The organism is Pseudomonas sp. WS 5059, from assembly GCF_012985525.1.
Lineage (GTDB): Bacteria > Pseudomonadota > Gammaproteobacteria > Pseudomonadales > Pseudomonadaceae > Aquipseudomonas.
On record NZ_JAAQWO010000002.1, the window covers coordinates 78,804 to 99,512 of the forward strand.

The 20,709-nt window shown below is 62.7% G+C and carries 16 protein-coding genes; 6 read left to right on the forward strand and 10 right to left on the reverse strand.

Translation table 11 applies throughout. The annotated features are described in order from the left end of the window. Positions 1 to 3: 3 nt before the first annotated feature. The gene (gene gliR / locus HBO12_RS05125) at positions 4 to 1,023 is read right to left on the reverse strand and encodes an AraC family transcriptional regulator GliR (RefSeq protein ID WP_170041659.1); all 1,020 of its coding nucleotides are present in this window, start codon (positions 1,021 to 1,023) and stop codon (positions 4 to 6) included. A 228-nt stretch (positions 1,024 to 1,251) separates the two neighbouring features. On the opposite strand from gliR, the gene HBO12_RS05130 reads away from it, so the two are divergent. From HBO12_RS05130 to HBO12_RS05155, 6 genes are all read left to right on the forward strand, one after another. Next, a complete protein-coding gene (locus HBO12_RS05130) occupies positions 1,252 to 2,847 on the forward strand; it encodes an FAD-binding oxidoreductase (RefSeq protein WP_170041660.1) in 1,596 nt (531 codons plus the stop codon). A gap of 4 nt (positions 2,848 to 2,851) precedes the next feature. Further along, on the forward strand, positions 2,852 to 4,441 hold the full coding sequence (locus HBO12_RS05135; protein ID WP_170041661.1) for a glycerol-3-phosphate dehydrogenase/oxidase: 1,590 nt from the start codon (positions 2,852 to 2,854) through the stop codon (positions 4,439 to 4,441). Positions 4,442 to 4,451: 10 nt separating this feature from the next. Beyond that, positions 4,452 to 6,041, forward strand: a complete 1,590-nt coding sequence (locus HBO12_RS05140) for an FGGY-family carbohydrate kinase (RefSeq protein ID WP_170041662.1) — start codon at positions 4,452 to 4,454, stop codon at positions 6,039 to 6,041. A gap of 107 nt (positions 6,042 to 6,148) precedes the next feature. Beyond that, positions 6,149 to 7,453, forward strand: coding sequence for a phospholipase (locus HBO12_RS05145; protein WP_170041663.1), 1,305 nt, complete (start codon positions 6,149 to 6,151; stop codon positions 7,451 to 7,453). Between the two features lie 53 nt (positions 7,454 to 7,506). Then, on the forward strand, positions 7,507 to 9,492 hold the full coding sequence (locus HBO12_RS05150; protein WP_170041664.1) for a DUF1302 domain-containing protein: 1,986 nt from the start codon (positions 7,507 to 7,509) through the stop codon (positions 9,490 to 9,492). Between the two features lie 60 nt (positions 9,493 to 9,552). Beyond that, positions 9,553 to 10,926 carry a DUF1329 domain-containing protein gene (locus HBO12_RS05155; RefSeq protein WP_169951279.1) on the forward strand — a complete coding sequence of 458 codons (1,374 nt, stop codon included), beginning with the start codon at positions 9,553 to 9,555 and terminating at the stop codon, positions 10,924 to 10,926. 330 nt (positions 10,927 to 11,256) lie between these two features. Here HBO12_RS05155 and HBO12_RS05160 read toward each other — a convergent pair whose 3' ends face one another. The 9 genes from HBO12_RS05160 to exaC all read right to left on the reverse strand — a co-directional run bounded on the left by HBO12_RS05160 (position 11,257) and on the right by exaC (position 20,627). Continuing rightward, on the reverse strand, positions 11,257 to 12,030 hold the full coding sequence (locus tag HBO12_RS05160; RefSeq protein WP_169951277.1) for a LexA family transcriptional regulator: 774 nt from the start codon (positions 12,028 to 12,030) through the stop codon (positions 11,257 to 11,259). A gap of 224 nt (positions 12,031 to 12,254) precedes the next feature. After that, the gene (gene ppa / locus HBO12_RS05165) at positions 12,255 to 12,782 is read right to left on the reverse strand and encodes an inorganic diphosphatase (RefSeq protein ID WP_003176323.1); all 528 of its coding nucleotides are present in this window, start codon (positions 12,780 to 12,782) and stop codon (positions 12,255 to 12,257) included. 111 nt (positions 12,783 to 12,893) lie between these two features. Continuing rightward, positions 12,894 to 13,706, reverse strand: a complete 813-nt coding sequence (locus HBO12_RS05170) for a M90 family metallopeptidase (RefSeq protein ID WP_170041665.1) — start codon at positions 13,704 to 13,706, stop codon at positions 12,894 to 12,896. A 6-nt stretch (positions 13,707 to 13,712) separates the two neighbouring features. Continuing rightward, the gene (locus tag HBO12_RS05175) at positions 13,713 to 14,369 is read right to left on the reverse strand and encodes a DedA family protein (protein WP_169865984.1); all 657 of its coding nucleotides are present in this window, start codon (positions 14,367 to 14,369) and stop codon (positions 13,713 to 13,715) included. A gap of 242 nt (positions 14,370 to 14,611) precedes the next feature. Then, complete coding sequence (locus HBO12_RS05180; protein ID WP_169951273.1) at positions 14,612 to 15,070, reverse strand: GNAT family N-acetyltransferase; 459 nt, start codon at positions 15,068 to 15,070, stop codon at positions 14,612 to 14,614. Between the two features lie 105 nt (positions 15,071 to 15,175). After that, positions 15,176 to 16,015, reverse strand: coding sequence for an ethanolamine ammonia-lyase subunit EutC (gene eutC / locus HBO12_RS05185; protein ID WP_169951271.1), 840 nt, complete (start codon positions 16,013 to 16,015; stop codon positions 15,176 to 15,178). After that, positions 16,012 to 17,406, reverse strand: a complete 1,395-nt coding sequence (locus tag HBO12_RS05190; protein WP_169951269.1) for an ethanolamine ammonia-lyase subunit EutB — start codon at positions 17,404 to 17,406, stop codon at positions 16,012 to 16,014. The genes eutC and HBO12_RS05190 overlap by 4 nt, the downstream gene beginning before the upstream one ends. Before the next feature lie 52 nt (positions 17,407 to 17,458). Continuing rightward, a complete protein-coding gene (gene eat, locus HBO12_RS05195; protein WP_169951267.1) occupies positions 17,459 to 18,892 on the reverse strand; it encodes an ethanolamine permease in 1,434 nt (477 codons plus the stop codon). A 214-nt stretch (positions 18,893 to 19,106) separates the two neighbouring features. Then, complete coding sequence (gene exaC / locus HBO12_RS05200; protein WP_169951264.1) at positions 19,107 to 20,627, reverse strand: acetaldehyde dehydrogenase ExaC; 1,521 nt, start codon at positions 20,625 to 20,627, stop codon at positions 19,107 to 19,109. Positions 20,628 to 20,709: the final 82 nt, after the last annotated feature.

The following is a 20,709-nucleotide window of genomic DNA, read 5'->3' on the forward strand; positions in this document are numbered from 1 at the left end:
GCCTCAACTGCCCCGATGGGTCTGCCGATACTCGCCCGGCGGCATGCCGGTGCGGCTCTTGAAGGTGCGGTGGAACGAGCGCGGCTCGGTGAAACCCAGGTATTGGGCGATGTCCTGGATCGGCAGGTCGCTGTGCAGCAGGTAGTGCTCGGCCAGTTCCTGGCGCAGGTCGTCGAGGATCTGCTGGTAGGACGTGCCGGCCTGCTGCAACTGGCGTTGTAGGGTGCGCACCGACATGGCGAACTGCTCGGCCACCTGTTCCTTGCGCGGCAGGCCTTCCTTGAGCAACTGGCGCAGGGCGTTTTTCACCCGCAGCGCCAGGGTTGAATCGTCCAGTGAGGCCATCAGGGCCAGGGCATGTTCTTCCAGGGTGCGCAGCAATTGCGCATCGGCCTGGCGCAGGGGCGTTTGCAGGTAGCTCAAGGGCGCCACCAGGGCCGAGCAGGGCTGTTCGAACAACACCGGGCAGCCGAAGAAGTCCTCGTACTGGCTTAGTTGTGCGCCGTCCGGCAGCGGGTGTTCGAGCAACACCTGGCTTGGTGACAGTTCAGTGTCGGCGATCCAGCGGGCATACACCAGCCAGGACGCCAGGACGTTTTCCACCATGTGCCGGCGGATCTGCGGCTGCTGGTGGCGGCAGTTCCAGATCAGTCGCACCTGGTCATGGACCATTTCCGCGCGGCTGGTGCCCATGTCGCCCACCAGTTTTTCGAACGGCATGATGCGGTTCATCGCCTCGCCCAGGGTCGCGCAGTTCATGGTGATGTAGCCGAGCACGCTCCACGAGTTGGGCAACACGAAGCGCGCCGAATTGAGCCCGAACAGCAAGTCCCCGGAATGTTCGCAGAAGTACCCCAGCAGGCGTTCGTGGGCTTCCACGGGCAGGCGCAGGCTGTTGTCGTCCAGTTGGCCGACAGTGATCCCGGCCGCCTCCAGTGCGGGGGCGGTTGCCACGCCAAGCTGTTCGGCATGGCGCAGGTACTTCAGCAGAGGGGGGACGGAGGTAGAGCCGAGTGTCTGCATGATCGGGTTCCTTGCGGGGTGTTGCTGGCGGCAGTGCCTTGCGCGCGTCGATGGCAGGCAAGGTAATTTGAAATCGTGACTAAAGTAAATGCTCCCGTGGATACATCCGGTAATACAGCGATTGACCCAATTGGCTACTCCATCTGTCCCGATGCGACCGTGACAGCGCGCACCGGCTGTTTAGTATGGGGGCACTGAAAATCATAAGATCTGCTGGGAGAAACAGGCATGCGACGCTGGAACGGCTGGGGCGAAGAAACTACGCAGATGGAGATGCCCGCCCATGGGGCCGCGTTTCTGCGCGAGCGATTGGGCGACGGGCACACCCTGCCGGACGCCAGCCTGGACCGCGCCCTGGCCGCGGTGCCCGCGTCGCGCCTGGCGCCCCATCCGCTTTACAGTATCGAGCCCCGGGATCGCCTGATGCATGCCCGCGGCCAGAGCCTGCCGGACTGGCTGGCCCTGCGTGAAGGTGCGCTGGGCCGGTACCCGGATGCTGTGGCCCTGCCGGAAACGGTCGAGCAGATCCGCCAGCTGCTGGCCCTGGCCGACAGTGCCGACCTGTGCCTGATTCCCTACGGCGGCGGCACCTCGGTGGCCGGGCATATCAACCCGCCGGCATCCACGCGCCCGGTGCTGACGGTGTCCCTGGCCCACATGAACCGCCTGCTCGACCTCGACGAACAAAGCCTGATCGCTACCTTTGGCCCCGGTGCCAGTGGGCCCCAGGTGGAGAGCCAGCTGCGTGCCAAAGGCTACACCCTGGGGCACTTCCCGCAGTCCTGGGAGCTGTCGACCCTGGGCGGCTGGGTGGCCAGCCGATCGAGTGGCCAGCAATCGCTGCGCTATGGGCGGATCGAGCAACTGTTTGCCGGCGGCACCCTGGAGACTTTCGCCGGGCCCCTGGAAATCCCGAGCTTCCCGGCCTCGGCCGCGGGCCCCGACCTGCGGGAAGTGGTGCTGGGCAGTGAAGGGCGGTTCGGCATCATCTCCCAGGTCAAGGTCCGGGTCAGCGCGTTGCCCGAGGACGAGCGCTTCTACGGCGTATTCCTGCCAGATTGGCCCAAGGCCCTGCAGGCGATCCGCCAACTGGTGCAGGCCCGGGTGCCGCTGTCGATGCTGCGCCTGTCCAATGCCATGGAAACCCAGACCCAACTGGCGCTGGCCGGCCATCCCAATCAAATCGCCTGGTTGGAACGCTACCTGGCACTGCGCGGAGCGGGCGAAGGCAAATGCCTGCTGACCTTTGGGGTCACCGGCAATCGTCGGCAGAATGCCTTGTCGTTGCGCCAGGCGCGCCAGCACCTCAAGGCTTTTGGCGGGGTGTTTACCGGCACCCTGCTGGGCAAGAAGTGGCAACAGAACCGCTTTCGCTTCCCCTACCTGCGGGAGAACCTCTGGCATGCCGGCTACGTGGTCGACACCCTGGAGACCGCGACCGACTGGTGCCATGTCGACGCCCTGCTGCACGCGATCGAGGCCAGCCTGCGCGACTGCCTGGCGGCCGAGGGCGAGCGTGTCCATGTGTTCACCCACCTGTCCCATGTCTATGGCGAAGGTTCGAGCATCTACACCAGCTATGTGTTCCGCCCGGCGGCGGACTACCCGGCCACCCTGGAGCGCTGGAAAGCCCTCAAACAGGTGGCCAGCCGCACCATCGTCGAAAACCACGGCACCATCAGCCATCAGCATGGTGTGGGCAAGGACCACGCGCCTTACCTGCCGAGGGAGAAGGGCGAATTGGCGATGGCTGCGCTGCACAGCCTGAGCCGGCATTTCGATCCGGCCGGGCGTCTGAACCCCGGCACCCTGCTGGAAGACTAGGCCCATGAGCGATGACTGGAATGCCCAATGGCGCGAGGCCGTGTTGCCGCAACTGGCGCGTGAACCCTGGGACTTGATTGTGATTGGCGGCGGCATCAGCGGCGCCGGGATCCTGCGCGAGGCGGCCCGGCGCGGCTGGCGCTGCCTGCTGCTGGAGCAACGGGATTTTGCCTGGGGCACCTCCAGCCGTTCTTCAAAAATGGTCCATGGCGGCCTGCGCTATATCGCCAAGGGCCAGTGGCGCCTGGCGCGCGATTCGGTACGCGAGCGTCAGCGCCTGATGGGCGAAGCACCGGGGTTGGTGGAGCCCCTGAGTTTTTTGATGCCGCACTATCGTGGCGGGTTTCCCGGGCCGCGGGTGTTCGGCGGCTTGCTGCGGGTGTATGACGCCCTGGCCGGTTGCCGCAGCCGGCAGTTCCACCGGCCTGCACAACTGCGCTACCTGGCGCCGGGGCTGATGGAGCCGGGGCTGCTGGGGGCGTCGCAGTTTCGCGATGCGCTGACCGACGATGCCCGCCTGGTCATGCGCGTGTTGGCCGAGGCCCGCGCCGATGGCGCCTGGGCGCTCAATGGCCTGCGGGTGCGCCAGTTGCTGCGCGAGGACGGGCGGGTGTGTGGGGTCGAGGTCGAAGACGCGCAAGGCGGCGCCGTTATGCGAGTGCGTTGCGCGGTGCTGGCGGTCGCCACCGGCGCCTGGGCTGAACGCTTGCAACCGGGCGGCGGGCAGCGGCAGTTGCGGCCCTTGCGTGGCAGTCATTTGTTGTTGCCTGGCTGGCGCTTGCCGGTGGCCCATGCCTTCAGTTTTATGCATCGGCGCGACGGTCGCCCGGTGTTCGTGTTTCCCTGGGAAGGGGCCACCGTGGTGGGCACCACCGACCTGGATCATCGCGAGGACCTGGACCTCGAGGCGAGCATTACCCGTGAAGAACTCGACTACCTGTTGGAGGCTTGCGCCCAGCCATTTCCCCAGGCCGAGGTGACGGCGGCGGACGTGCTGTGCACCTGGTCCGGGGTGCGCCCGGTGGTGGGCGCCGCCGATTCCCAGGCCAAACCCTCCAATGAAACCCGCGAACATGTGCTGTGGCAGGAACCGGGCTGCGTGACCCTGGCGGGGGGCAAGCTGACCACCTTCAGGCCCCAGGCCATCGAGGTGCTGCGGGCCTGTGCCGGGATGCTCGGGAAGCCCCTGGAGGATGACGGCGCGCCAGTGTTCCAGGCTGTGTCGCGGCAGGCGATCCCCGGGCTGAGCGATGCCGGCAGGCGGCGCCTGGCCGGGCGCCATGGCCGCGACCTGCCCCGCCTGGCCAGCCTGATACATAGTCTGGGCAGCGAGTGTGTCGGCGCCAGCGATACCCTGTGGGCAGAGCTGGCCTTTGCCGCCGAGGCCGAGATGGTCCTGCACCTGGACGACCTGTTATTGCGGCGCACCCGTCTGGGGTTGCTACTGCCCGACGGCGCCGCCCACTACCTGCCAGACATCCGTCGGCTATGTCAGCCGCGCCTGGGCTGGGACGACGCGCGCTGGGAACAGGAACAGCAGCGCTACCTGCAACTCTGGCAACGCCATCACAGCGTCCCGTCCGCCTCGATCTGAAGAGCGCGTCATGAATAAAGAGAGCTTCGTGGATAACAATTCCCCCGACAAACACTATGTGCTGGCGATCGACAACGGCACCCAGAGTGTCCGCGCGCTGTTGTTCGACCTGCAGGGCAACCTGCTGGGCAAAGGCAAGGTCGAGTTGCAGGCCTACTACTCCACTCAGCCCGGCTGGGCCGAGCAGGACCCGGATTACTACTGGAGCAAGCTGGGGGAGGCCTGCCAGCAGTTGTGGGCGCAGACCGGCATCGACCGCAGCCTGATCCGTGGCGTGTCCCTGACCACCCAGCGCGGCACCTTGATCAATGTCGATGCCCAGGGTCGGGCGCTGCGCCCGGCCATCCTTTGGCTCGACCAGCGCCAGTGCGAGCCGGAGGGCGGGATCAAGGGGCCCTGGGGCTGGCTGTTCAAGTTGATCGGCGCCGAGGCCACGGTGGACTACTTCCGCGCCCAGGCCGAGGCCAACTGGATCGCCCAGCATCAGCCGGATATCTGGGCCGCCACGGACAAGTTCCTGCTGCTCTCGGGCTTTCTCAGCCATCGCCTGACCGGGCGTTTTGTCGACTCGGTGGGGTGCTGCGTGGGCTACTTGCCCTTCGACTTCAAGCACCTGCGCTGGGCCGCGCCCCGGGACTGGAAATGGCAGGCCCTGGCGGTGCGTGCGCAGCAACTGCCGCGCCTGTACAAGCCGGGAGAAGAGTTGGGCCGCATCACCGCCGAGGCCAGCCGCCATACCGGGATCCCCGAGGGCCTGCCACTGATTGCCGCCGGCTCCGACAAGGCCTGCGAAGTGCTCGGTTCCGGCGTGGTGGAGGCGACGACTGCGTGCCTGTCCTACGGCACCACGGCGACCATCACCACCACGCGCTCGCGCTACCTGGAGATAGTCCCGCTGATCCCGCCGTATCCGGCGGCAATCCCCGATCACTACAACTGCGAGGTGATGATCTATCGCGGCTACTGGATGGTCAGTTGGTTCAAGAACGAGTTCGGCCTGCGGGAAATGCAGCAGGCCCGGGAGCAGGGCCTGGAGCCGGAGCAGTTGTTCGATGCGCTGGTCAACGCGGTGCCGCCCGGCTCCATGGGCCTGACCCTGCAACCCTACTGGTCGCCGGGCATCCGCGAGCCGGGTGTAGAGGCCAAGGGGGCGATGATCGGCTTTGGCGACGTGCACACCCGGGCCCATATCTACCGGGCGATCCTCGAGGGCCTGGCCTATGCCCTGCGCCAGGGCAAGGAGCGTATCGAGCGCCGTTCGAAACTGTCGATCAAGCGTTTGCGCGTGGCCGGGGGCGGTTCCCAGAGCGATGCGGCGATGCAACTGACCGCCGATATCTTCGGCCTGCCCGCCGAGCGCCCGCATGTCTACGAGGCCTCTGGACTGGGGGCGGCGATTGCCTGTGCGGTGGGGCTTGGGCTGTACGCGGACTTCGATACCGCCATCGCGGCCATGACCCGTACCGCCGAGGTGTTCATGCCCCAGCCCGAGGCGCAACAGATGTACGACCGCTTGTACCGTGAGGTCTACCTGCACATGTATCGCCAGCTCAAGCCGCTGTACCAGAGTATTCGCGAGATTACCGGCTACCCGGCGTAGACCCAGGCTGTATGGCGCTATTGGAGAGTCTTTTTGGCAAGATCGGACAGTGTCGGGGGGTACCCGGATTGTTAGGCTGAACGCATCTACAACAAGAGCGTAAAGCCATGAAGTTGCCGTCGTTGCTGCTGTGCCTGGGGCTGTGCAGTCTGTCGCCCTTGGCCGGTGCATGGTCCAATCACAGCGTGGGCAGCTACCTGGCCTTGCGGGATTTGCCCGCCTTGCGCGAGGCGCCCGAGGTGGCGGTCGAGTCCCTCGAGCAGTTTGTGTCCGAGCAGTATCCAGGCCTGGTGGCTTTGCTGGACGAGCAGGAGAACTTCGCCCGCAGCCACTTCCCCGACTATCCGCCGCGCCCCGACAACCTGCGCCTGGCGCCGCAACCTGGGGCCGATCTGCGCCGGGACTTGCTCATGGCCCTGCGGGTCAACCCGCAGATCCACCTGGCCCAGGTGATCCAGCCCATGCCCGGCGAGGACCTGGCGGGGCGCCCGCAGCTCAAGGCCGCCGAAGTGATGGTCGAGCAAACGCTTTCGCCGTGGAATCGCCAGCGCTTCATTCAACTGCAGCCGGGGCAGCAGGTCGCGCCACTGGCCGTGCTGGCGACCGCTGCGGACGAGCCGGACTACGGTCACGATATCAATCTGTTCAGCGATAACCCGGGGGCCGTCGGCGCGTTGTATGGCTTCGGCGTGCAGTCGTTTGGCGATGCGCGTTTCCAGTACAGCTCCCAGGCGCCGTTCCATATGGGCTTCTTCCACGAGAGCGCGGTGGTCTACGTCGCGGCGCCGTTCCTGCTGCGCAATTGGCCGGACTGGCGGGCCTACCAGTACTTCGGCCTGGCGCGTTTTGCCTTCGCCAATGGCCATCCCTACTGGGGCTATCGCTTCCTGGGCTGGGGCATGCACTACCTGCAGGACCTGACCCAGCCGTATCACGCCACCACGCTGCCGGGCGATGACCTGACCAGCATGCTGCTGATGGAGGGCAAGGCCCTGGCTGGCTATGACAGTGACAAGCGGGCGGCGATCGAGCGTGTCGCCACGCGCCACAACGAGGTGGAGCGCTACCAGTTCGCCTGGCTGCGCCACCTGCTGCTGACGGGGGCGAGCAACCCGATGCTGACGGCCTATGCCGACGCCTCCCGGGACGCCGATTACCCGGCTTATTCGACCGATTACCTGCGCCAGGTAGTCAGCGCCGAGGCGGATGCCCAGGCGGTGGCGTTCGACGAGGCCATCGGCCAGTGGCTGGCGACGCCCGGGGCGACCCAGAGCTTCAGTGCGGGCAACCAATTGCCCGCCGAACGCTACGACCATGCCCAGCTCAACGAACAGTTGGTGCAGTTGCTGCGCCACTTTGGCGCCCACAGTCGCAACTACGTCAGGGCCGGCCTCGACCGCCCGGCGCCGTGACAACAGACATCGCAGTGCAATAACAACAAAAAAGTTGCAGGGGAGAGACGGCAATGAGCACCACAGTGCGCGCGCAAGGCTCGGGATCCGAGGGTAAATGGTCCATTAAATCCACGGGGGCGGGCGTCGGCCTGGTGGGCCTGCTGCAACTGTGCAGCGGCGGGGACGTGCAGGCCATGGAGTTCAGTGTGCTGGACAACCAGGTCACCGGCTCGTTCGACAGCACCCTGTCGTATGGGCGTCTGTGGCGGGTCCAGGGGCGTGACAAGGGCAACGATGACGTCAACACCAACGACGGCAATCGCAACTTCGATACCGGGCTGGTTTCCGAGGTGTACAAGATCACTTCGGAGCTGGAGGCCAACTATCAGAACTACGGGCTGTTCGTGCGTGGCACGGGGTTCTATGACACCCAGATCATGGACAAGCGCAACGACTACTACCGCAACAACAACCCGTCGCAACCCAGCCAGAGCCATCCCCAGGATGACGACTTCACCGACCAGACCCGCGACATCGCCGGTAGCCGCGTGGAGATCCTCGACTCCTACATCTATGGCAACTGGGACGTGGGCCAGATGCCCCTGACCGCGCGTCTGGGGCGCCAGGTGTTCAACTGGGGCGAGGGCATTTTCTATCGCGGCGGGGTCAACACCACCAACCCGGTGGACGCGGCCAAGTACCGGCTGCCGGGCGCCGAGGTCAAGGAAGTGCTGATGCCGGTGGAAGCCATCAGCTTCAATATCGGCTTGAGCGACAACCTGTCGATGGAGAGTTTCTACCAGTGGAACTGGAAGGAGACCCGCATCGATCCGGTCGGCACCTTCTATTCCCAGAGCGACCTGTTCGCCGATGGCGGCCGCACGGGCTACAACAACTTCACCGGCAGCGCCCTCGACACCCCGACGCCCATCGGCGGCAACGTCATCGGGTTATACGACGCCCTGGGCAACAACCCGATGCTCGGCGGCATGCTGCGCAGTACCGGGCTGTATGCCAACGGCATGACCCCGGCCTACGGCAACACCCTCAAGGTGGCGTCCATCGGCAAGGACTACAACGCGCGCAACGATGGCCAGTACGGCTTTGCCTTCCGCTACATCGCCGAGGAACTCAACAGCACCGAGTTCGGCCTGTACCTGGTCAACTACCACGCCAAGGAGCCGACCATTGCCGCTGACCTGGCGGGCTACAAAGGCATCGACATGGCAGCGCTGACCAGCATGCTGTCGTCGGTGGCCGGCAGCCAGGCGGCGGCCTTGGCCAATGGCCTGGCGACGGTGGACGTGATGGGCAATATCCAGGCGCACCGACGCTATGCCGAAGATATCCGCATGTACGGCTTCAGCTTCAACACCACCCTGGGCAAGGCTTCGGTGTTTGGCGAGCTGGCCTACCGGCCGAACCTGCCCATCGGCGTCGCCGCTACCAACGACCTGATCGGCGACCTGGCCAATGGTGCCGGCGCGGCGGCGGGCGGGCAGTACATCAATGTCGGCGGGCAGATGGTCAACCTCAACAGCCAGATCGACAACTCCGAGCGCGTCGAGGCCTTCAACACCTCCCTGGGCAGCATCTACAACTTCGGTCCGGGCCTGAGCTTCGACTCGCTGTTTGGCGTGTTCGAACTGGCCTCCGAGCACCTGCGTGGCAGCAGCCTGAAGTACCAGGCCTACGATGGCAGCACCCGCTACTACGCGGGCAGCGGCAACACCTCCTATGTGTCTGGTGGCGAGCGCGATGACCAGGTCAGCCGTGATTCCTACAGCTATACGGTGATGTTCAACGGTACCTGGAACGACGTGTACGCCGGGGTCAACCTGTCGCCCTACGTGGTTTACAAGGACGACTTCAAGGGCAACTCCTATCAGGCCGGCAACTACATCGAGGGACGCAAGGCCTACACCCTGGGGCTCAAGGCCAACTACCAGAACAAGCTGGAAGCCGAGCTGCAATACACCGAGTTCTTTGGTGGCGGCCAGAACAACGTGATCCGCGACCGCGACAACATCGGTTTCAACCTCAAGTACTTCCTGTAAGCCGCTGCCGTGCTGCGGCGCGAGGGCGGCTGCCCGCCCTCGTTTTTTTGGAGATTTGCCATGTTCCACACACCTCGAATGCTCACCGCCAGCCTGGCCCTGGCCCTCGGCCTGGCCGCTGGCAACGCGCTTGCTGCGCTCTCGCCTCAAGACGCACAACAGCTCAAGACCCAGCTCACCCCGTTCGGCGCCGAGCGCGCGGGCAATGCCGCCGGCACCATCCCGACCTGGGAAGGCGGGATCACCCAGGCACCCAAGGGCTATGAAAAGGGCAAGCACCATGTCGATCCCTTTGCCGGCGACAAGCCGCTGTTCACCATCACCAAGGCCAACCTGGAACAGTACAAGGCCAACCTGACGGCGGGCGAGATCGCCTTGTTCAACAGCTACCCCGACACCTTCCAGATGCCCATCTACCCAAGCCGGCGTTCCGGCTCGGCACCCCAGTGGGTGTATGACAACACCTTCAAGAACGCCACCAGCGCCAAGTTGCTGGACGGTGGCACCGGCTTCGCCGACGCCTTTGGCGGCGTGCCGTTCCCCATTCCACAAAGCGGTGTCGAGGCACTGTGGAACCACATCACCCGCTACCGCGGCACCTACGTGGTCCGCCGCGCCTCGGAAGCGCCCGTGCAACGCAATGGCAGCTTTGCCCTGGTGACGGCGCAGCAGGAAGGGCTGTTCAACTACTACCGCCAGGGCGGGCAGTACGCCGACCTGAAGAACATCCTGTTCTACTACCTGACCTTCGTAAAAAGCCCGGCCCGCCTGGCCGGTGGCGCGACCCTGGTACACGAGACCCTCGACCAGATCAAAGACGCGCGCCAAGCCTGGATCTACGACGCCGGCCAACGCCGCGTACGCCGCGCGCCGAACCTGGCCTACGACACACCGATCTCATCCTCCGATGGCCTGCGCACGGCGGACGACACCGACATGTTCAACGGCTCGCCGGATCGCTACGACTGGAAACTGCTGGGCAAGAAGGAAATCTACATCCCCTACAACAACTACAAAGTCGCCAGCGCCGACGTGAAATACGCCGACCTGCTCAAGGTCGGCCACCTCAACCCGCAATACACCCGCTACGAACTGCACCGCGTGTGGGTCGTCGAAGGCACCCTGAAACCGACGGCGCGTCACCTGTACTCCAAACGCGTGCTGTACCTCGACGAAGACAGCTGGGGCGCAGCGGTGGTTGACCAGTACGACGGCCGCGGTGAACTGTGGCGGGTGTCGATGGCTTACTTGAAGAACTTCTACGACTTGCCGACTACCTGGAGTGCACTGGATGTATTCCACGACCTGCAGGCGCGACGGTACTACGTGCAGAACCTGGATAACGAAGAACCGCAGACGGTGGATTTTGGCCAGGCGATTCCTGAGGATTCGTACTTTATGCCGTCGGCGTTGCGGTTGCGGGGTACTCGGTAGGGCTGTTGCTGCTTAGTTAGCGAGAGCTGCACGTTAGGGTGCGGCTCTTGGCTTTTGGTCGCAAGCCTTGCGTGAGTAGTTGGGCTGATGGGGGGCTTTTAGATGGGATTAGATTGTTTGGGGTAATTAAAAAGCCGGCTTGTGGCCGGCTTCTCGGGGACTGGTTAAGTCTATTTTTGGTAAACCTCACCAGCCTTCAATCGTTCACTCAAGCGCTCGCCCAAGTGATAAAGGGGGCATCAGCGGGAACTCCTCCGCATCGCCGGGCAGGGTGTGTCGACGCTACGCCAACCCCTGCCAAATGTGCCGCGCATGATACTGACACTCCTCTCAGTTTTCCAGCGTCTGGTCTGATTTAGAGCTGTCGTAGCCGATCAAGTGCTCGTCCAGCGGGACCGGTGGGCGGCGGTTGTTGAGGGTGGACCACCAGAAGACCCAGCCCAGGATCTGTAGGTTTTGCTCGAAGCGTTGGTCGTAGGTCAGGAGTTCGTCGGGGTGTTCGTTGCTGTTGTGGCTGCGCATGCGCAGGCCGCCGCCGGGGCGGTTGTAGAGGTATTTGATACGGAGCATGCCGTCGTGTTCGAGGGCGTAGATTTCGCCGTCGATGATTTGGGTGCGGCCGCGGTCAATGGCCAGGGTGGCGCCGTCCTGGATGATGTCGATCATGCTGTTGCCGACCATGTAGGCCCCCAAGGCGCGGTCGGCGGTGACGTTGAGTTGTTCCAGGGTGCGCAGGGAGAGGCGTAGGCTTTCCTGGGTGTTGAAGGAGGCGTGGAGGGGGATTTCCACGTCGATTTTTTCCGGGCCGCTGCTGGGGCCGCAGCGGTAGTGGCCGCAGTCTTCGCGGGCGGTGGCGCTGTTTGCGTGGTTGGGGCCTTCCAGTTGGAGGTTGGTCGGCGGGTATTTGGGGCCTTCGCCGGTGCGCAGCCAGCGGCTGGTGACAGACAGCAGTTCTGCTATTTCGTCGAGCCGGGCCATGGGCACGCCGCGCTTGAACCAGTTGTTCACGTGCTGGGGCGTGACGTCGCGATTCTTGGCGAAGTCGGATGCGGAAAGATGAACTTCCCGAAGTAACGTTCTTAAGCGATCACCTGATGTATTCATAAACGCAGAGTTTACTGGCCGGAAAATAAGATCAAATAAACTATGTGTTGAGTTGGTGTATGTAGGTATTTCCTTAATGGAAGTAAAGTCGCACTCCAAATTGATCAAGTTAAACGGTAGTTGTGTTTTTGTTTATCTAATTGAACTTGTCGTTTAAATTTTCCCACAAAAAAAGCCCCGAATGATCGGGGCTTTTTTGACTGCCTGGGCAATGAGTCGTGGTATCAGCCTTTGTAGGCGGCTACCGACTTCATGATCTCGGCACGGGCGGCGTCTGCGTTGCCCCAGCCGTCGATCTTCACCCATTTGCCTTTTTCGAGGTCTTTGTAGTTCTCGAAGAAGTGCTTGATCTGTTCCAGCAGCAGTGGCGGCAGGTCGGTGTATTCCTTCACGTCGACATACAGCTGGGACAGCTTGTCGTGTGGCACTGCGATAACTTTGGCATCGCCGCCGCCGTCGTCGGTCATGTTCAGGATGCCTACCGGGCGGGCGCGGATGACCGAGCCTGGGGTGACCGGGTAAGGGGTCACGACCAGCACGTCGAGGGGGTCGCCGTCGTCAGCCAGGGTGTTGGGGATAAAACCGTAGTTGGCCGGGTAGAACATCGGGGTGGCCATGAAACGGTCAACGAACAGGCAGTCGCTGTCTTTGTCGATTTCGTATTTGATCGGCGCGTGGTTGGCCGGAATCTCGATGGCGACGTAGATGTCGTTCGGCAGGTCTTTGCCAGCCGGAATCTTGCTGTAGCTCATTGGGCGTTGCCCCCGTAGTTGGCCAAGTAAATTGGCCGGATTGGCCTAAAAGTGGCGGCGATTATAGGCATATTCCTGCGCCGATGCCACGCGCCAGACGTCGTACGGTACTTAGCCTTCAGTCTGATAGCGTGGGTCGCTGGCTTGCAGATGTTTGAGGCGGGCCAGTGGATCCTGGCGGTAAAAGTGGCTCAGTTGCTCGTAGACCTGTGGATAACTGTCGGCGAGCAAATCCGGGGCACTGAAAAAATATTCGCTGGTGACCGCAAAAAATTCCGCGGGGTTTTCCGCAGCATACGGATCGATGGCGGTTTCGGCGTCGGGGTTGTGGTCGAGCTGGCGGTTGAGGTCATCAAACGCGCTCTGCATCACGCTGGCCCACTCTTGTACACGCATGTCGTGGTGCAGCGGCGGCAGGCCGTTGGCGTCGCCATTGAGCATGTCGAGCTTGTGCGCCAGCTCGTGGATCACCAGGTTGTAGCCTTCCCAATTGCCGCTGGCCAGTACGCCCGGCCAGGCGAGGATCACCGGGCCTTGCTGCCAGGCTTCGCCGCTGTGTTCACCATCCCATTCATGTTCCACGCCGCTGGCGTCGCGATGGCGCTGGGGGCTGCGAAAGTCATCGGGGTAAAGAATGATTTCATGGAAGCCCTGGTACCACTCCAGGTCGCCCAGGTTCATCAGCGGCAGTTGCGCCTGGGCGGCGAGCAGCAGGCGTTGTTCCTGGTGCAGTTCGACCCCGGGCAGGGCAGTGAGGTGTTTTTCGGCGAGGAACAGCACGCTGGCCTCACGTAACCATTGGTCCTGTTCGGCGCTGATGCCGTCGAGGAAGGTCAGGTGATGGCGCACCCGTTGCCAGGTTTCATCGGCAACCGGGTGCTTGGCCAGGACGCGCCGGCGACGCCAGGCGCTGAGGGACCACATGGCCGATCAGTGCGGCTTGGCTTCGGAGGAGGTGCGGCCAAAACGGCTACGGACCACGCCAATGATCATCGGCACCAGCGACAGCAGGATGATGAACACCACCAGCAGCGACAGGTTTTTCTTGATGAACGGTACGTTACCGAAGAAGTAACCGAGGGTGACCAGGCCACCGACCCACAGAATGGTGCCCAGCACGCTGAAGCCGAAGAAGCGCGGATACGGCATTTTGGCGACACCGGCGACGAATGGCGCGAAGGTGCGCAGGATCGGCAGGAAGCGCGCCAGGGTCACGGTCTTGCCGCCGTGCTTGTCGTAGAAGTCGTGGGTTTTTTGCAGGTAGTCGCGGCGGAAGATTTTCGAGTTGGGGTTGCTGAACAAGCGTTCCCCGGCGGTGCGGCCGATCACGTAGTTGGTGCTGTCACCAAGGATCGCCGCGAGCATCAGCAGGCCGCCCAGCAGGACCGGGTCCATGCCGCCACCCGCAGCTACCGCACCGGCAATAAACAGCAGGGAATCGCCGGGCAAAAATGGCATGACCACCAGGCCGGTTTCGCAAAAAATCACCAGGAACAGAATGGCGTAGATCCACGGACCGTAATTGGTTACCAGCAAGTCGAGGTAAACGTCGAGATGCAGGATAAGGTCGAGCGGGTTGAAATCCATGGATGGCACCTGTGTGAATGGCCCGACTCAGCGGGCCTGTGCGGAGGCAGCGGGTAATAAGGCTACGCGTGTATGCCGTTTTTCTTACAACCCTAAAAGGTCGGCATTATACGGATTGAATGATGAAAAGCGTGTTGGTTTTGTAGCGGGGGATGTCGCAGCTATTCTGACTAGCACTGATCCAAATGTGGGAGCGGGCAAGCCCGCTCCCACATTTTTTTTGGTGTTTGGGTGAATGGCTTTTAGTCTTCGCTGATCGGCAATGTGTAGTTCTTGAACTCGGTGTCTTCACGAAAGCCCATGGACTCATAGGTCTTCTGCGCCACGGCGTTATCACTGCTGGTCGACACGCGCAAACGCACGGCATTGGTTTCCTTGGCCATTTTTTTTGCGGTGCGCATCAGGTTGTCGGCCACCAGTTGGCGGCGGGCATCTTCGGCGACGTAGATGTCATTGAGGATCCACACCCGTTTCAACGACAGCGAAGAAAAGCTCGGATACAGCTGGCAAAAGCCCAGCAGTTTGTTGTCGTCGTCATCCGCCAGGGCCAGGTAAATCACCGATTCCTTGCGCCGCAGGCGCTTTTCCAGAAAGGCCCGGGATGAGTCAGGAAAGGGCAGCGCGCCATAGAATTCGCGGTATTTGACGAATAATGGGGTCAACAGGTCCAGGTGTTCCAGAGTCGCTTGAGTAATCCGCATGCTAGGCCTCAACTTCTATAGGAATACGACGGCAAACGGTCCATTACTCGGGCGCCCGCTGCTTGATGCTGCCTAAAGCGGCGAAAAATCGCAATCGTGCCGGCATCACTCCTTGGGTGGGCTGAGCAGGAAGTTACCTTTCATCAGGTCAGGATCGTCCGACTCCAGGGTCTGAACCTGGGCCTCATCCTTGAGGTTGACTCCCGACAACTGCCGCCGACAGGCCTCGCGCATCAAGTACAGCAGGCGGTGCGCGGCCATCCCGTAACTCAGGCCCTCCAGGCGCACATTGGAAATACAGTTGCGGTAGGCATCGGTCAGGCCAACCTTGGGGTTGTAGGTGAAATACAGCCCCAGGCTGTCCGGCGAACTGAGCCCCGGCCGTTCGCCGATCAGGATCACCACCATTTTGGCCCCAAGTAACTGGCCGATCTCATCGGCGACCGCCACCCGGCCTTGTTCCACCAGGATCACCGGCGACAATGACCAGCCTTCGGCGTGGGTCTGTTCTTCCATGCGTGTCAGAAACGGCGCGGTATGTTTATGCACCGCCAGCGCCGATAAACCATCGGCCACCACCACCGCCAGGTCCACCCCGCCCGGGTTGGCCAGGGCGTAGTCGCGCAGTATCTGTGCCGACTCATCGCTCAGGCGCCGCCCCAGGTCCGGGCGTTGCAGGTAGCTGTGGCGGTCGGGCGCGGCGCTGTGCAGCAACAGGCTGTCGCGGCCGCGCTCGGCCATTTGGTTGCTCAGGCCGGCATGGTCAAACGGTAGGTGTACCGCGTCGCGGGCCTGGGCGTGGGCGAACTGGAAGTCCAGTTGCGCGCCCGTGGGAATGCTGGTGCCGGTACGGCCCAGGGCGATCCGCGCCGGGGTCAGGCGCCGCAGTTCCAGCCATGGATTATCGCTTTCAGGTGTGTCGATTTGCACTGGAGGCTCCTTCATCCCAATTGCGCCAAGGCGTGGCGGAAGGCCGGTGGCAGATTGTTGCCAAACCGCACCTTGCCATCGGCTTGGGTGAAGATGCCCATTTTCGCCAGCCACTGTTCAAATTCCGGCGCGGGCTTTAAGCCCAGGGTTTGCCTGGCATAGAGCGCGTCGTGGAAGGAAGTGGTCTGGTAATTGAGCATGATGTCGTCGGAGCCCGGGATGCCCATGATGAAGTTGATCCCGGCTACGCCCAGCAGGGTCAGCAGGGTGTCCATATCGTCCTGGTCGGCTTCGGCATGGTTGGTGTAGCAGATGTCGCAGCCCATGGGCACGCCCAGCAGCTTGCCGCAGAAATGGTCCTCGAGGCCGGCGCGGATGATCTGCTTGCCGTTGTACAGGTACTCGGGGCCGATAAAACCGACCACGGTGTTGACCAAAAACGGCTTGAAGTGCCGCGCTACCGCATAGGCGCGGGTTTCGCAGGTTTGTTGATCAATCCCAAAGTGGGCGTTGGCCGACAGGGCGCTGCCCTGGCCGGTCTCGAAATACATCAGGTTTTGCCCCAGGGTCCCGCGATTCAGGCTCAAGCCCGCGTCGTAGCCCTCCTGCAGCACACTCAGGCTGATCCCGAAACTGGCGTTGGCCGCCTCGGTGCCGGCAATCGACTGGAACACCAGGTCCAGCGGCACGCCACGGTTGATGGCTTCGATGGAGGTGGTGACGTGGGTCAGCACACAGGCCTGGGTCGGGATTTCGTAGCGCTGGATGATCGCATCGAGCATTTCCAGCATGGCGCAGATCGAGGCGATGCTGTCGGTGGCCGGGTTGATGCCGATCATGGCGTCGCCGTTGCCGTACAGCAGGCCGTCGAGGATGCTCGCGGCGATGCCCGCCGGCTCATCGGTCGGATGATTGGGTTGCAGGCGCGTCGACAATCGCCCGCGCAGGCCCAGGGTGCCGCGAAACTGGGTGACGACGCGGATCTTCTGCGCCACCAGCACCAGGTCCTGCACGCGCATGATCTTCGACACGGCAGCGGCCATTTCCGGGGTCAGCCCTGGCGCCAGGGCGCGCAGGCTGTGTTCGTCGGCCGCGTCGCTGAGCAGCCAGTCCCGCAGGCCGCCGACGGTCAGGTGGCTGACCACGGCAAAGGCCTGCTGGTCGTGGGTGTCGATGATCAGGCGGGTGACTTCATCGCTTTCGTACGGGATCAGCGCCTCCTCAAGGAAGTGCTTCAACGGGATATTGGCCAGGGCCATCTGCGCCGCCACCCGTTCGCCGTCGTTCTGCGCGGCGACGCCGGCCAGAAAGTCCCCGGAGCGGGCGGGACTGGCCTTGGCCATCACGTCCTTGAGGCTATCGAAACGGTAGGTCAATGCACCGACCGAGTGGGAAAAACTTGCCATACAGACTCTCCATGACGGCGCGGGCGTTGGCCCGCGCCGTGGTTTACGGCGTTTAGTGCAAGGCGGCCTCTGCGGCCTGGATCGCCGCGAATTCCTCTTCCGGCGTGCCTGCTACCAAGTGATGCCGACTGTAGAAAGCAAAGTAAGCAATTAATACTCCATAGATGATCGCGGCGCCAATCACCACGCGCGGATCCACCAGGAAGCCCGCCACTACAGCGATGCAGGCCAGTACCAACGCCAGGCCCGAGGTGAAGATGCCGCCCGGTGTGCGGTATGGCCGCTCCATTTTGGGGCGACGGATGCGCAGGGTGATATGCGCGGCCATCATCAGCACGTAGGAAATCGTCGCGCCAAATACCGCCACCAAGATCAGCAGGTCGCCCTGGCCGGTCAGCGACAGGCCAAAACCGATAATCCCGGGAATGACCAGGGCCAGCACCGGCGCCTTGCTTTTATTGGTTTGCGACAGTTTGCGCGGCAGGTAGCCCGCGCGGGACAGGGCGAAAATCTGCCGGGAGTAGGCGTAGATGATCGAGAAGAAACTGGCGATCAGCCCGGCCAGGCCCACCAGGTTGACGAAGCTGCCCATCCAGGTCGAGCCGCCATAGGCCAGGGCCAGGGATTCCACCAGCGGGTTGCCGGACTTGACCAATGCCAGGGTGCCGGCGCCGCCCGGAGCGATCACCAGGATCAGCAGGGCGAAACTGGTGAGCACCACAATCGCGCCGATCAGGCCACGGGGCAGGTCGCGCTTGGGGTTCTTGGTTTCTTCGGCGGCCAGGGGCACGCCTTCGACGGCGAGGAAAAACCAGATCGCATAAGGGATCGCGGCCCACACGCCCACGTAGCCGAACGGCAGGAAACTGCTGGCGCCCTTGGCCTCGGTCACGGGAATGTCCAGCAGGTTGGCGACGTTGAAGTGCGGCACCATCGATACCAGGAACACGCCCAGGGCAATGGCGGCGACGGCGGTGATCACGAACATCAGCTTCAGCGCTTCACCGACGCCAAAGATATGGATGCCGATAAAGATGATGTAGAACGCCAGGTAGATCATCCAGCCGCCAATGCCGAAGAGCGACTCGCAATAGGCGCCGATAAACACCGCGATCGCGGCGGGGGCGATGGCGTATTCGATCAGGATCGCCGTGCCGGTAAGGAACCCGCCCCAAGGGCCGAAGGCGCTGCGGGCAAAACCATAGCCGCCGCCTGCCGTAGGAATCATGGAGGACAGTTCGGCCAGGGAGAAGCACATGCACAAGTACATGGTGGCCATCAGCAATGTGGCGAGAAACATCCCGCCCCAGCCGCCCTGGGCGAGGCCGAAGTTCCAACCGGCGTAGTCGCCGGAAATCACATAGGCCACGCCGAGGCCGACCAGGAGCACCCAGCCGGCGGCGCCTTTTTTCAGTTCTCGTTGCTGGAAGTATTCGGAGCCGACTTTTTCGAAGTCGACGGAGGATCCTGTCGGTTCGCTAGGCATGGGGAAGTACCTTTCATTGTTATTGTTTTAGCTCGACATCTTTGTGCCGGATGAGGAAGCAAGCACTTGGCGACGTTCATTGTAGGAGCTGGCTTGCCAGCGATGGGGCCGGTCAAGTCAGCATCTTTGCTGAATGTGGAATTGCTATCGCTGGCAAGCCAGCTCCTACAGTTGGTTGCATTTCAAATGTAGGAGCGGCGTACCATTTAGAGGCTTAGAAGAAGCCCAGTGGGTTGATGTCGTAGCTCACCAGCAGGTTCTTGGTCTGCTGATAGTGATCCAACATCATCTTGTGCGTCTCACGGCCCACACCGGATTTCTTGTAGCCACCAAACGCCGCATGCGCGGGGTACAGGTGATAGCAGTTGGTCCACACACGCCCGGCCTTGATCGCCCGGCCCATGCGGTACGCGCGGTTGATGTCGCGGGTCCACAAGCCGGCACCCAGGCCAAACTCGGTGTCGTTGGCAATCGCCAGGGCTTCGGCTTCATCCTTGAAGGTGGTGATGCTTACCACCGGGCCAAAGATTTCTTCCTGGAACACGCGCATCTTGTTGGTGCCCTTGAGCAGGGTCGGTTGGATGTAATAGCCGGTTGCCAGGTCGCCGGTCAGTTTCTCCACTTTGCCGCCGGTCAGCAGCTCGGCGCCTTCGCCTTTGGCGATTTCCAGGTACGACAGGATCTTGTCGAACTGCTGCTCGGACGCCTGGGCGCCCACCATGGTGTCGGTGTCCAGCGGGTCGCCACGTTTGATCGACTCGACCTTCTTCATCACCACTTTCATGAAGTCGTCGTAGATCGACTCTTCCACCAGCGCGCGGGATGGGCAGGTGCACACTTCGCCCTGGTTGAAGAACGCCAGCACCAGGCCTTCGGCGGCCTTTTCGATAAATTGCGGTTCGGCTTTCATGATGTCGGCGAAGAAGATGTTCGGCGACTTGCCGCCTAGCTCAACGGTGGACGGAATAATGTTCTCGGCCGCGCAATGCATGATGTGCGAGCCCACCGGGGTGGAGCCGGTGAAGGCGATCTTGGCGATACGCTTGCTGGTCGCCAGGGCTTCGCCTGCTTCCTTGCCGAAACCGTGTACCACGTTCAGTACGCCCGGTGGCAGCAGGTCGCCGATCACTTCCATCAGCACGTTGATGCCCAGCGGGGTCTGCTCGGCGGGCTTGAGTACCACGCAGTTACCGGCGGCCAGGGCCGGCGCGAGTTTCCAGGCGGCCATCAGCAGCGGGAAGTTCCACGGGATGATCTGCCCGACCACGCCCAGGGGTTCGTGGAAGTGATAGGCGGCGGTGTGTTCATTGATCTCGGCGCTGCTGCCTTCCTGGGCGCGGATGCAGCCGGCGAAGTAACGGAAGTGGTCAGCCGCCAGGGGGATATCGGCGTTGAGGGTTTCGCGCACTGCCTTGCCGTTGTCCCAGGTTTCGGTGACGGCCAGCAGTTCGAGGTTCTGTTCGATGCGGTCGGCAATCTTGAGCAGCACCAGCGAGCGGTCCTGGGCCGAGGTCTTGCCCCAGGCGTCAGCGGCGGCGTGGGCGGCGTCCAGTGCCTTGTCGATGTCCTTGGCTGTGGAGCGTGGGAATTCGGCGATGGGCTTGCCGTTAACCGGCGAAGTATTGGTGAAGTAGTTGCCATCGACCGGGGCCACAAATTCGCCACCGATGTAGTTGCCGTACTTGGCCTTGAACGAAACGATAGCGCCTTCAGTACCGGGGTGTGCGTAACGCATGGTGGGTATCTCCTGACTTCTTATGTTTATTGGAGTGCAGCGTGGCTGCGCTTGATAAAGCGTAGAGCAAAGGTCGGGCCAG